Source organism: Pseudoalteromonas sp. PAB 2.2 (assembly GCF_001938575.1).
GTDB lineage: Bacteria > Pseudomonadota > Gammaproteobacteria > Enterobacterales > Alteromonadaceae > Pseudoalteromonas > Pseudoalteromonas lipolytica.
Genome location: NZ_LYPI01000007.1, coordinates 601,533 through 614,653, shown reverse-complemented (window position 1 = coordinate 614,653; position 13,121 = coordinate 601,533). Strand labels below are relative to the sequence as shown.

Here is a 13,121-nt window from a genome sequence, read left to right as displayed (position 1 = left end):
GTTATAATGAGTGCGAATATGCTTTTTTCAAATGCTAATTAAGCACGGCTTTGTTGCTGTTTTTCCACTTTTAGTCCATCAGCATCAATACCACGTTTCCAGTATGCAGATGCAACAATGTGCTCACGCGCTACAGAAAAACGACTGGTTACTAAGCGTTTAATCTCTTTAACAAGATTTGCTTCAAGCGCCATAAAAACCAAAGGCTGGGTGTTATACCCGCCACATAATTGTGCTACTTGGTCTAAAAGTTCTGTTTCTGGCTTATTGGTGACAAGCCAATGAACACTGTGATTAATAGCCGCTTTGTTTTGCTCAAGCTCAATAATATCGTCTTTATCTTCAATATGAATGAGCACATCAACATGCGCACTACTTGGAAGTACTTGCAGATAACCATTGATAGCATTGATAGATGTGAGGTCTGCAAGCATTAAATATTGAGCCTGTTCAAAATCAGTCAATTTTTTAGGACCTGGCCCAGCAATCCCTACTTCATCACCAATACATGCGTTCTTTGCCCAATTTGTCGCAGTTCCCTGATGTTGATTAATAACAAAATCCAGTGTTATAGCACGTGTTACAGGGTTAATATCACGAATTGTGTAAGAGCGCATAATTGCAGGATGCTCAGCGTTTAGATCTTGTTCTACGTGGTATTCACCTGCATGCGGAAATAACACTTTTACATAAGCGCCTTTCGCATCGAGTGGAAAATCGACAAAGTCTGGTGAACCAACCGTGATCCGTTGTAAGTGCGGCGAAATGCGCGTGGTATTTAATACATTTGCACGACGAACTTTTTTTGCCATGTTTGTCTCCTATAAAGTTTTACACCGCCCCATTAGTTGATATAATCAACTATATACTTTTAATTGACTTTGTCAACTAACTAGGTAAACCATGTCACAAACATCACTTTCTTCAGCTTTATTTACACTGGCGCAGAGCTACCGTGTCACAGTACGTAATGCGATTAACGCGAATGAATTAGGTTTAAATGCCCTCCATGTGCGCTGTTTACACATTATTGCTGAAACCAATCACTGTACTGCTAATCATATAGTCGCTAAAACAGGCCGTGACAAAGCACAAATAGCACGGCTTATTAAAGAACTACTCAAACTCGCATTAATTACAAAATGCGCTGATGAAAATGATAAACGCTGCTTAATTTTATCATTGACAGAACAAGGGAGTGCTTTGTTCTCACGCCTAGAGGTCGCCGAGCAAGAGGTAGACAAGACTCTGTGCCAAGGGTTAACAGAGCAACAAATCAGCGAATTCATTTCAACAGCCACAATCATGATCGAAAATATTAACCGTATCGACCGTTAATCACATTGGCAAGATTACGATAAACCACTATACTGTACAAACGTACAGTATAGTGGTTTTTTTATGCGTGTTATTCCTATTTATATTGAAGCAGGCGTATGTGGTTTCGAATCACCTGCGGCTCAATACAAAGAACTTGGCTTATCATTAGATCAGCTGTTAATTAAGCACCCCGATGCGACTTTTATTGGTATTGCGTCGGGAGAATCAATGCAAGGTGTCGGTATTTTTGATGGCGACTTATTGCTTGTAGATCGCGCTGAAGATGTTAAAAATGGCGATGTAATCGTCGCAAACTTAAACGGTTTATTTGTTTGTAAATTACTCGACAAACACAATGCACAGTTATTATCAGCCTCTGCCAAGTACCCCGCAGTGCAGTTAAGAGATTCTGATGAATTTCAACTTGAAGGTGTTGTTACCCGCTCTATTCGTATGCACCGCAGTAGCAAAGAACTACTATCATGTACGCCTTAGTTGATGCAGTGGCGTTTTATGCCAGTGCAGAAAAAGTTTTTGACCCGTCGATTCGTCGTAAACCCGTTGTGGTTCTAACTAACAACGATGGCTGTATTTGTGCTGTGTGCCCTATTGCTCGCAAGCTTGCTATCCCAAAATTTCAACCTTATTTTCAAGTTAAACAATACCTCTTTGATCATCAGGTCGTGATCCGTTCTTCTAATTATGAGCTTTACGCAGATTTAAGCGAGCGTATGATGAATGTGATAGGTCGCTTTTGTGATAACCAACACATTTATTCGATTGATGAGTCTTTTTTAAATTTTAACGGTTTTAATCCACTCATAACTGATTGGTATCGTTATGGGCATACCATTCGACGTACAGTCTGGCGTGAAACAAAACTGCCCGTGGGCGTAGGGTTTGGTCCTACGGCAACACTTGCAAAGGCAGCAAACCACGCGGCCAAAAAACTACCGGGGTTTGATGGTGTTGCCGTCATAGATTCTGAGTCTTCACGGGTCAATATTTTACGCGCCATGGATATACAAGATGTATGGGGCGTGGGAAAACGGTTAGCTAAAAAGCTAAAGTTAATGAACATTAACACCGCACTTGATCTTGCACAGCAAGACCCCCGAAAAATGAAACGCTTATTTAGTGTAGTACTTGAGCGTACCGTTAATGAACTATGTGGCAAACGCTGTTTGAGCTGGGATGATGTACGCCAAGATAAAAAAGAAATTTTTTCAACACGTAGCTTTGGTGAGCGCGTAACAGATCCCATAACGCTAAAAACCGCATTGATTAACCACAGCGCTATTGTAGCGCGTAAACTACGCGCTCAAGGGTCGCTGACTCAACGTTTACTGATATTTGTCGCCAGTTCACCACACCAACAAGGCTACTACAAAAAATCGTATATTTATGAGTTCAATATCGCCACCGCCGACAGCCGTGTATTTGCTAATGCAATTAGCGAGGTATTCGAGCAGTTATACAAACCCAATGTGCTTTTTTACAAATGTGGTGTTGGCGCACTAGAGCTTACAAGCCACATGTTCCAACAACCCGACTTATTTCAAGCCTCCATCGATAACCCTAAGTTAATGCAATGCTTAGACAAAATAAATGCACGCTTTGGCATCGGCACATTAGCCATAGCCAGTGAAACGTCTAGCGCTGACTGGCATATGAAACGAGAGTATTTATCACCCCATTACACAACACGCTGGTATAACTTGCCAAAAATACACTGTTAAAAGTAATGCAGTAGCTGTAGTTTAAATTGCTGCTCTGATACTTGCCAATCTTGGTATACAAAAGAGCTTCTGAATCCCCAATTTTGCGCTAAGGCAATTTGCCAATGCGCAGAAAACTCAATGTGCTTATCACTGCGGGGCTCATTGAACAGCCATAATGCTTGGCCTGATAAAGCTAACTTTTGTGACTCTGTCACTTGCCATATAGCACCGGCCTCGCTGCCTAAAGCAAATGAAAGCGAATCAATTAACGAACCTGTTTGCAACAAAGACGACGCTAAAATATAGCTTTGAAAATGGTTGGCATCACCAAATGATTTACCGTACCCACCTTGAATAAAGCTACGACCAGCTCGTTTTTTAAACGTGGGTTGGCGGTCATAACCAACACGGACATTCCAAGACCAAGAATCAAAAAGTCGATTGTCAGGCGCTAAAGACATGGCATCTATCACATATAAACGCTCTAAAAAAAGGCGCTCGTTGTTATCGATACTCGCCTCTACATCAAAAAAGCTGATTTGGGCACCGGGTATAAAGCCCCCTGCATTATCTAATAAATCGTGATAAGCAACACGATAACTTAAGCCAACACGGTTGGCGCTATTATCATAGTGGCTAACCACAGCACCAATACGCGCAGAGCCATGTCCCTGCTCGGGACTAACACGCGGTATTTGGGGTGGCTCAAAGGGTGAGACAACATGATATTGGCTTCGTTGATGAAGAAGTCGCGTTAATCGTGGGGCTATTTCGTCGCGAGCAAGACCTTGATCATAGTACTGATAATTAAGCCATTCATAGGCCATTTCGATTACAGGCACAGCATCTTTAGCCGAAAGTGATAAATCATGCAAAGGTTTTCCATCACGTAACGCTTGTGCCATGACAAGTTGTTCATCGGTTAACTGGCTTTCATAATTAAGTAACTTGGTGCCCGACGCTGCGCGATATTTAGGGGGCTGTAATAACCCATATTGCTTTAATGCAGCAACCGTATCTGAGGGAATTGCGTGTGTAGAAAACTCCGAGGTTAAAAACAAATCATCACGCGCTAGCTGTAACAAGGCTAATAGCTGATATGAGCAATTCTCATCAATAAAAAAATAATCAAATGTAGCCCACTGCATCTCCCATAAATGAAGCAAGATACGCTGAATTTCTGGCTCCGATAAGTTAAGCGGATACTCCCAAATATCACGCGATTCGAGATCATTATATTCACGCACCTTTCTATAGTAAGGCATTAAGGTGAACTTACCGGGGTATTGACCAATAACGCCTTTTAAAGCGTAAAGCGCCGCATTATCTGTTGCATCTGGTTCAGCAGCGAAATTTACCGCAAAGGCTATTAGTTCACGACTGCGAGTTTGATCCCTTGCGTCTATGCGCAGTAACGTATGACCAAACATAGATGAGGGATCATTCATAAACGCAGTTGGAAACACCAACGTTATACCTTTAGGGTTTATAAGCTGTTGCCAAACATCTATCTCAGGGCACAAGAGTTCAGGCCACTGCGGAAAAAAATGATCCTTCAGCCACCTATAGCGAGCAGGAAAACGACATTGAGCCTCATTATTATCAGCCAACTCAAATGCTTTTATCGTGGCAATAAGCTCAGCATGAGGATCGCTCTTACCTACAGGCGAAAAGAAAAACGCATTACTGTCTACTTCACTTTCATACGAAGAAAAACGTTGCTGATTATAATGTCCTAGTTTAAGCCAGTAAGGGTTATAAGCGATATCTTTTGTAACCGTACTAGAAAAAACAGCGCTGCTAAAGAGCACTAAACAGAGCAATAAAAGTCTATGCATAAGAGAATAAAAGCCCGTAAAGGGCTTTATAAAGAAAAACGTCAATTAAGACAAAGTGTAAGATGCAAGTTGTGCATCATTTGCTACAAGTGTATTTAGATTTTCAAGTACAATTTGAGATGTCACATTTTCTGATGTGAAAACATGCGAAAACTGTGCTTGAACTAATTTATTGAATGCCGCTTTATCTTGGCTTTCTACACCCCAAACTTCAGCAAGTGTTTCAAGTGCTTCGCCTTCACCGCGAGACATATCACGGGCAAGTTGTTCCATATTGCCATCAATAAACGTTGCAACTTTCGTTGATGCAGTTACTGTGCCTGTGCCATCACAGCCTAGCGTACCAAATGTAATACCGAATGTTTGGTTACCAGAAATACCATTTGTTGTTGCACCAAGTACTTTAACAACTTTACCGTCTTTACCTGCAAATAACATTGAACCGAAACCACAACCAATATCTTGGTCGGCCATTGCAGTTGAAAGAGGAAGTAGTGAAAGTGCAGAAATAGCAATTAATTTTTTCATATCCTGAATCCTTTTAGATAAACCGTTATTAACATTAATAAGGCAAATTAAGCTTATACAGAATGCACTCTATATCAAATAAAAAATACCTAAAATAGAGAAAAAACAACAAGCATGTTCAAAAATCAACCAACTTACCCCCTGTTAAGCGACTGAGGTCGTGAACAGCAATCGAAACCTCTAAACCACGTTTTCCTGCAGACACGTACATAAGCTCACAGTTTGATGCACAATGGTGGATAAACGTAGCAAGTCGCTTTTTCTGACCAAGCGGGCTTACTCCTCCAAAAATATAACCTGTACTATTTTCAACTTTTTGCTGAGCAGCCATCTGCACCCTTTTTACACCAGCCGCTTTGGCTAACATTTTAAGGTTTACTTGCTGCATAACTGGCAACACCGCAACAAGCAGATGATTGTCGTTGTCTTCAAGTACCAACGTTTTAAATACTTGCTCTGCCGGTAAGCCTAACTTTTCAACCGCTTCAAGACCGTATTGTGTGTTATTGGGGTCATGGTCGTAGCTAAGAACATTAAACTTAATTCCCTTTTTTTTGAGTAAGTTAATTGCAGGTGTCATCTATTAATCCTTAAAAAACCAATGCTGTTTCATTAAAAAGTATCATAACTGTTTGTTATAGAGAAAGAAGCAAACACATTAAAAACCGTTCTTTAATGACCAATAAAAATTCCTGCATACGCTACACTAAAGGTATGAGCACCAAGCAAGGTCAGTATCATGTCGAAACACACCTGCTTCTATCTTATAAAGCAGTGCATAGTTATCGTTACATTACTAAGCACCATAAACTTTATCTGTAACGAATACACAGCTTGGAATGCGTATATTGCCTGTCAAAATAAGTGCCATACCCTAGGGCTTGATAAGGGAAAAATTCAAAAGACCGCATTCTCAGAGGATGTGACTCTGTGTCGGTGTCTTGCCGATACAGACTACTATGTGGTGCTAAACTAATGTTTTGTATAAAAATAGAAACTAGGAAAAAATAAAATTTAACGTATTATAAAATTCTACTAACGAAAGAACGAAGGAAAGTACATGTTTTTAGACTACTTTGCACTAGTTATGCTGGTGTTTGTTACTGTAGTAATATTTTATGGCGTAATAGCCATCCACGATATTCCCTACGAGATTGCCAAAAAACGTAATCACCCTCATCAAGATGCCATTCATTATGCTGGCTGGGTTAGCTTGTTTACACTGCATGTGTTATGGCCTTTGCTGTGGGTGTGGGCAACCTTATGGCGCGACGACAGAGGCTGGGGGTTTAACCAAATTCAAAAAGAACAAGAAGAACTTGCCGAAAAAGTAGCTAGCTTGTCAGCGACTGTCGCTGCATTACAGGCACAAATAAACGCCCAATCGAATAATAAAGAGAAGTAAAATATGGATTTACTATTAATACTATCTTATACCGCACTATGTATTGGCATATTTAAAGTATTCAAGATCCCCCTAAATAAATGGACAGTGCCAACCGCTGTACTCGGCGGTGTCGTTTTAATTGGCACACTCATTTTATTGATGAATTACAATCATCCACACTCCAACATGGCAAGCAGCGTCTATGTAACCACCCCCATTGTTCCAAATGTTAGAGGCACAGTTGAAGAGGTTGCGGTAAATGCAAATCAGCCGGTTAAAAAAGGTGATTTACTCTTTCGCTTAGATAACACCTTATATAAAGCCAAACTAAATGAGGCAATGGCTGGATTGCAAGATGCGACGCAATCAGTATTAGGGTTAGAAGCCGCATATAAGTCAGCACAAGCAAGTACTCTTATGAGTAAAGCAGAATTCGAGCGAAGTAAAAAAGAATACGAACGCTATGAAAAAGGGGCAAAGAGCGGTGCCTATTCAAAAGGCCAAGTTGATAATAAACTAGGAGTCTACCTCGCAGCGAAAGCAAACTACGAAGCGTCACAAGCACAAGAGTTACGTCAGAAGCTTGCGTACGAATCAGAAATTAATGGTGAACAAACCAAAATAGCCGCAGCTAGGGCCCATTTAGAACAAGCACAGTTTAACCTTGATAGCACTCGTGTTTATGCACCGACAGACGGTTACGTTACCCAATTAACTCTTCGCCCAGGGATGATTGCCGTCCCTATGCCATTGCGCCCGGTGATGACCTTTGTACACAAAGAAGACACTCGTTACGTGGCCGCATTTAGACAAAATTCATTACTTAGATTAGAGCCTGGCTATAAAGCTGACTTTATTTTTAAAGCCATTCCCGGCAAAACCTTTGCTGGCGAAGTCGTTGATGTACTACCAGCAATAGGTGAAGGACAAGTTCAAGCACAAGGTACGCTAATGGGCAGTGAGTTTTTTGCACGTGAAGGGCGGGCAATCGTGACACTGAAAATTACCGACGATATGAGTGAATATCATCTCCCACAAGGCACAAGTACCGAAGTGGCCGTGTATTCAGAACATTTTGAGCATGTTTCTGTTATGCGAAAAGTGTTAATCAGAATGAAAAGCTGGCAAAACTATTTATTCTTAGATCACTAAAACAAGCATAAAAAAGGCGCTTACAAGTAAGCGCCATTTTTATATTCAGCTAACTAAAATTACTTAGTTAAATCATCGAAGAATTTCTTCACACCGTCAAAGAAACCTTTTTCTTTTGGGCGATTTTTTGAACCATCTTTACCCATGCTTTGCTCAAGTTCTTCAAGCAGTTCACGCTGACGTTCATTAAGATTAACAGGCGTTTCTATCACTACTTTACAGATTAAGTCACCTTGAGCACCACTGCGTACAGACTTAACGCCTTTACCACGCATACGGAACATTTTACCCGTTTGGCTTTCTGCTGGGATCTTCAGTTTGGCACGACCGTCTAACGTCGGCACTTCAATTTCACCACCTAATGCTGCCGTTGTGAAACCAATTGGTACTTCACAATACAGGTTATTGCCATCACGTTGGAAAATTGGGTGTTCACGAACAGAGACTTGAACATATAGATCACCCGCAGGGGCACCATGCATCCCCGCTTCACCTTCACCTGAAAGACGAATACGGTCACCCGTATCTACACCCGCAGGGATTTTAACTGATAATGTTTTAGTCTTTTCGACGCGGCCTTGACCATGACAGCTATCACAGGGATCAGAAATAATCTGACCAGTACCCTGACAGGTAGGACATGTTTGCTGCACAGCAAAAAACCCTTGGCGCATTTGCACTTGGCCTGCACCATGACACGTTGTACATGTTTTTGGTTTAGAGCCGGCTTTTGCGCCACTACCATCACACGGTTTACAACTTACCCATGTCGGTACTTTAATTTCTACATCTTTACCACGAACAGCTTCTTCAAGGCTTAAGTCCATGTTGTAACGTAAATCAGCACCGCGCTGTTGGCGAGATTGACGACGACCACCGCCACCGAAAATATCACCAAACACATCACCAAAAATATCACCAAAGTCACCGTGACCACCACCAAAGCCACCGCCATGACCGCCACCACCTTGTTCAAAGGCAGCATGACCATATTGGTCATACATTTGACGTTTTTGGTCATCAGTAAGTACTTCGTAGGCTTCTTTTACTTCCTTGAATTTCGTTTCAAGTTCTTTATCGCCTGCTGTACGGTCTGGATGATATTTCATCGCTAAGCGCTTATACGCTTTTTTGATGTCTCGTTCGCTGGCATCTTTGCTAACGCCGAGAACTTCATAATAATCGCTTTTTGACATATCTATCACACTACTCTTTTTACTGCAGTTTTCACTGCATGAAAGTAAACCGATAAAGGGTATCGCTTTACCATCCATATACATGCAAAAGGCGCGTCAAGCGAAATCGCCGGCGCGCCTCAATCATTCATCCTAACTTAATTGGCCTAATAAAGCAGCCTCTTTTAAGCTAGGCAGAAGCGGTACGAACAATTACTTGTCGTCTTTCACTTCTTCGAACTCTGCATCAACAACATCGTCGTCTTGCTTAGCAGAAGATTGTTGTGCACCTGCGTCAGCACCACCTTGTTGTTGTGCTTTAGCTTGTGCAATTTCCATAAGCTTTTGTGACTTTTCAGCAAGCGCTTGCGTCTTCGCTTCGATCTCTTCTTTCTTGTCACTCTTAATCGCCGCTTCAAGTTCTGAAACTGCAGCTTCGATTGCTTCTTTATCTTCTGCAGGTAATGCATCGCCTGCTTCTTCGATTTGCTTACGTGTACCGTGAACCATTGCATCCGCTTGGTTACGAGTCGCGACTAGCTCTTCGAATTTCTTGTCTTCTTCAGCGTGAGCTTCTGCATCACGTACCATTTTTTCAACTTCTTCATCGCTTAGACCTGAAGAAGCTTGGATAGTGATCTTCTGCTCTTTGCCTGTATCTTTGTCTTTCGCAGATACGTGTAAGATACCGTCAGCATCAACATCGAAAGTAACTTCAATTTGTGGTGTACCACGTTGCGCTGGACGAATACCTTCAAGGTTAAATTGACCTAGTGATTTGTTATCGCTAGCACGCTTACGCTCACCTTGTAACACGTGAATCGTTACTGCAGATTGATTATCTTCCGCTGTTGAGAACACTTGTGATTTCTTAGTAGGAATCGTCGTGTTTTTCTCAATTAACGCCGTCATTACTTGGCCCATCGTCTCGATACCAAGTGATAACGGAGATACGTCAAGAAGTAGTACGTCTTTTACGTCACCTGCAAGTACACCACCTTGAATCGCTGCACCTACTGCAACCGCTTCATCTGGGTTAACGTCTTTACGTGGTTCTTTACCAAAGAACTCAGCAACCGTTTTTTGCACTAGTGGCATACGTGTTTGACCACCAACAAGGATGATGTCATTAATGTCGCTAACTGATAAATCAGCATCAGCAAGTGCACGCTTAAGTGGCTCGATTGACTTAGTAACTAAGTCTTCAACCAGTGACTCAAGTTTTGCACGTGTTACTTTCACGTTCATGTGCTTAGGACCTGATGCGTCAGCAGTCACATACGGTAAGTTAACTTCTGTTTGCTGTGCAGAAGAAAGTTCAATCTTCGCTTTTTCAGCTGCTTCTTTAACACGTTGCATCGCAAGAGGATCATTTTTAAGGTCAATGCCTTGATCTTTCTTGAACTCTTCAACCAAGTAGTTGATTACACGGTTATCAAAGTCTTCACCACCTAGGTGTGTGTCACCATTAGTCGCAAGTACTTCAAATGTGTGCTCGCCTTCAACTTCGTCAATCTCGATGATTGAGATATCGAAAGTACCGCCACCTAAGTCGTAAACTGCAACAACGTTTTCACCTTTGTTTTTGTCCATACCGTATGCAAGTGCAGCGGCTGTTGGCTCATTGATGATACGTTTTACTTCAAGACCTGCGATACGACCCGCATCTTTCGTTGCTTGACGTTGTGAGTCATTGAAGTAAGCAGGTACAGTGATTACCGCTTCAGTAACCGCTTCGCCTAAGAAGTCTTCTGCTGTTTTCTTCATTTTCTTCAGTACTTCAGCAGATATTTGTGGTGCAGCACGTTTTTCACCGCGTGCTTCAACCCATGCGTCACCGTTATCAGCCTTTACAATTTTAAAAGGCATGATGCCGATATCGCGTTGCACTTCTTCATCTTCAAAGCGACGACCAATTAGACGCTTGATAGCAAATAATGTGTTAGTTGGGTTTGTTACTGCTTGGCGTTTTGCAGGTTGACCAACTAATGTTTCACCGTCTTGCGTGTATGCAATGATCGATGGTGTTGTGCGATCGCCTTCCGCGTTTTCAATTACGCGTGCTTTATCACCGTCTAGTACTGCTACACAAGAGTTAGTAGTACCTAAATCGATTCCAATAATTCTACCCATGAATCTTCTCCAACTTCAAAATTCGTTAAAACGTTCGATGACTAGTAAATAGGGGTGCAGCAAACTGAATTCAACTATAAAAATGAAAAAAATTTACTTTTTTTTGAAATATTTTCTAAATGCATACTTTTTCCGCAAAAACCGCCAGTTTCTAAGCCAAACGGCGTGCCAAACAAACTGGTCTGATGACTTTTACTGTGCTATAACCAACGACATAATAATAAATGTTAAGGATATTTATGCATTTTGAACAATTACTCGCTAAAGCCAGTGAGCTTGGTAAAGATAAAACCAAAGTCATGCAATTCCCCGAAAACTGGTGTCAGGGTCGTACCGCGTTTGGGGGGTTATCGGCCGCTTTATTATATCAAGCTATGCGTCAGCATATTGATAGCTCGCGTCGTTTATTATCACTGAGCACCAACTTTGTAGGGCCATTATTGGCTGATACTGATTTTTCCATTGATGTTGAGGTATTGCGCGAAGGTAAAAACAGCGCACAAGTACTTGCCAAAGTCATTCAAAATGGTGACGTATGCGTGATTACCCAAGCCTGCTTTGGAGCCAATCGAGAATCAGCGGTACGCGTTGATGTGAGTAAAATAATGCAACTCAAACCGGTAGATGAGCGATTCATCCTCCCTTATAAAGAAGGAATGATGCCTGCGTTTTTCCAACACGTATCGCTGTGTTTGCAAGATGGTAATATGCCATTTTCTGCTGCCGATACCTCACACCTTGGTGGCTGGATGAAGTTTAAACAGGGGCCTTCACAAATGGCTGAGGCACATATTATTGCGCTAACAGATGCCTGGCCGCCAACATTATTACAAATGTTCAAGCAACCTGCACCTGCCAGTAGTATGTCATGGTACATTGAATTTTTAGATGAGCCCGAAGTTGCACCTAATGCATGGGTTGGGTATGAAGCAATCACCCATCACAGTAAAGGGGGTTATGGCTTAGAAGATGGCTGCATTTGGCGTGAAGATGGCAAGCTTATCGCACTCAGTCGCCAAACTGTCGCTTTATTTGCTTAACTTATCCGTGCTGAGCTTTGCGTACTCAGTACCATCAAGGCGAATAATCGCTTGATATTCGCCTGAATCAATTATTTTTCCAAGGCCAATATTAAAGGTCTCTTTAAGTGCCTTATTGTTGAAAAAAGCGGGTCTTGGCGCACGTTGGAAAATAGGGTGGACCACAAAAGGAAGATGCTTGGCTGATTGCTTGTATTTTTCTAGATAATATAAGAACACACGACGCTCTAGAATAATGACATCGACCCAGCCTTTCATTAAATGATCAACCTGTGCCTCTTGGTTTATCACTTCGTCGTAAGAGCGTAAAATATGAGTAATTGATTTAAAGGGCGGTTCGATAAAGTTTGTCGCATTTTGAAAAGCCAACACACTTTTACCTGCCAGGTCGTACACGCTATTAATTGTAAACTCGCTGGCAGCTAGACTAATCGCAACATTTTGATAATAAAGCAATGCCTCACTTTTATATACGTCAGCATGTACCGTGGCAGGAAAATTTAGGGCGATGTCTATTTTGCCTTGAATAAGCTGCTGCTCTATACGCTTATTCGACATGTAGTGGATATCAAGCTGAGTGATGCCCTGTGATTTAAGTGCCGCTTTGACTATTTCTAATTGAATACCGCTGTTGGTACGCTCCATCATATAAGGAGGTAGATAGGCACTTGCAGCAATCACGAGCGCCTTCTCAGTATGCTGAGAAGATAAGCAGTAAGCTTTAAAATTAATACACAGCATTAAAAAGAAAAGTAATTGCTTCACCGCTCACCTTAAACAACATATTGCATAAAATACACTCAAGATTTGTACATATATTAACTTAT

Annotated in this window: 13 protein-coding genes; 6 read left to right on the top strand and 7 right to left on the bottom strand. The window is 41.6% G+C overall.

Translation table 11 applies throughout. The features are described from left to right. Positions 1–38: 38 nt before the first annotated feature. Complete coding sequence (locus BWD47_RS03150) at positions 39–812, bottom strand: siderophore-interacting protein (protein WP_075593352.1); 774 nt, start codon at positions 810–812, stop codon at positions 39–41. Between the two features lie 91 nt (positions 813–903). Here BWD47_RS03150 and BWD47_RS03145 point away from each other — a divergent pair, with 91 nt between their 5' ends. The 3 genes from BWD47_RS03145 to BWD47_RS03135 all read left to right on the top strand — a co-directional run bounded on the left by BWD47_RS03145 (position 904) and on the right by BWD47_RS03135 (position 3,059). Beyond that, a complete protein-coding gene (locus BWD47_RS03145) occupies positions 904–1,338 on the top strand; it encodes a MarR family winged helix-turn-helix transcriptional regulator (protein ID WP_065979176.1) in 435 nt (144 codons plus the stop codon). 63 nt (positions 1,339–1,401) lie between these two features. Then, the gene (locus BWD47_RS03140) at positions 1,402–1,815 is read left to right on the top strand and encodes a LexA family transcriptional regulator (RefSeq protein WP_036972666.1); all 414 of its coding nucleotides are present in this window, start codon (positions 1,402–1,404) and stop codon (positions 1,813–1,815) included. Continuing rightward, positions 1,803–3,059 carry a Y-family DNA polymerase gene (locus BWD47_RS03135; protein ID WP_036972668.1) on the top strand — a complete coding sequence of 419 codons (1,257 nt, stop codon included), beginning with the start codon at positions 1,803–1,805 and terminating at the stop codon, positions 3,057–3,059. Before BWD47_RS03140 ends, BWD47_RS03135 begins: the two co-directional genes overlap by 13 nt. On the opposite strand, the gene BWD47_RS03130 is transcribed toward BWD47_RS03135, so the two are convergent. The 3 genes from BWD47_RS03130 to ybaK form a co-directional block, all read right to left on the bottom strand. Beyond that, positions 3,056–4,879 carry a DUF4105 domain-containing protein gene (locus BWD47_RS03130; RefSeq protein WP_075593351.1) on the bottom strand — a complete coding sequence of 608 codons (1,824 nt, stop codon included), beginning with the start codon at positions 4,877–4,879 and terminating at the stop codon, positions 3,056–3,058. The genes BWD47_RS03135 and BWD47_RS03130 overlap by 4 nt on opposite strands. Positions 4,880–4,924: 45 nt before the next feature. Continuing rightward, positions 4,925–5,407 (bottom strand): DUF3015 domain-containing protein, encoded by a 483-nt coding sequence (locus tag BWD47_RS03125; RefSeq protein ID WP_075593350.1) that lies wholly within the window; start codon positions 5,405–5,407, stop codon positions 4,925–4,927. Positions 5,408–5,525: 118 nt separating this feature from the next. Beyond that, the gene (gene ybaK / locus BWD47_RS03120; RefSeq protein WP_075593349.1) at positions 5,526–5,987 is read right to left on the bottom strand and encodes a Cys-tRNA(Pro) deacylase; all 462 of its coding nucleotides are present in this window, start codon (positions 5,985–5,987) and stop codon (positions 5,526–5,528) included. Positions 5,988–6,467: 480 nt separating this feature from the next. Here ybaK and BWD47_RS03115 point away from each other — a divergent pair, with 480 nt between their 5' ends. Continuing rightward, positions 6,468–6,812, top strand: coding sequence for a DUF3302 domain-containing protein (locus BWD47_RS03115; RefSeq protein WP_036972677.1), 345 nt, complete (start codon positions 6,468–6,470; stop codon positions 6,810–6,812). 3 nt (positions 6,813–6,815) lie between these two features. After that, on the top strand, positions 6,816–7,946 hold the full coding sequence (locus tag BWD47_RS03110; RefSeq protein WP_075593348.1) for an HlyD family secretion protein: 1,131 nt from the start codon (positions 6,816–6,818) through the stop codon (positions 7,944–7,946). A 59-nt stretch (positions 7,947–8,005) separates the two neighbouring features. Here BWD47_RS03110 and dnaJ read toward each other — a convergent pair whose 3' ends face one another. Together dnaJ and dnaK are read right to left on the bottom strand one after the other, a co-directional pair. Continuing rightward, positions 8,006–9,142, bottom strand: coding sequence for a molecular chaperone DnaJ (gene dnaJ, locus BWD47_RS03105; RefSeq protein ID WP_036972987.1), 1,137 nt, complete (start codon positions 9,140–9,142; stop codon positions 8,006–8,008). Positions 9,143–9,334: 192 nt separating this feature from the next. After that, a complete protein-coding gene (gene dnaK, locus BWD47_RS03100; RefSeq protein ID WP_065979170.1) occupies positions 9,335–11,254 on the bottom strand; it encodes a molecular chaperone DnaK in 1,920 nt (639 codons plus the stop codon). A 239-nt stretch (positions 11,255–11,493) separates the two neighbouring features. Here dnaK and BWD47_RS03095 point away from each other — a divergent pair, with 239 nt between their 5' ends. Continuing rightward, the gene (locus BWD47_RS03095) at positions 11,494–12,294 is read left to right on the top strand and encodes a thioesterase family protein (RefSeq protein WP_075593347.1); all 801 of its coding nucleotides are present in this window, start codon (positions 11,494–11,496) and stop codon (positions 12,292–12,294) included. Here the strand turns inward: BWD47_RS03095 and BWD47_RS03090 are convergent. After that, a complete protein-coding gene (locus BWD47_RS03090; protein WP_230236346.1) occupies positions 12,283–13,059 on the bottom strand; it encodes an ABC transporter substrate-binding protein in 777 nt (258 codons plus the stop codon). The two genes, BWD47_RS03095 and BWD47_RS03090, sit on opposite strands and share 12 nt — an antisense overlap. Positions 13,060–13,121 lie beyond the last annotated feature (62 nt).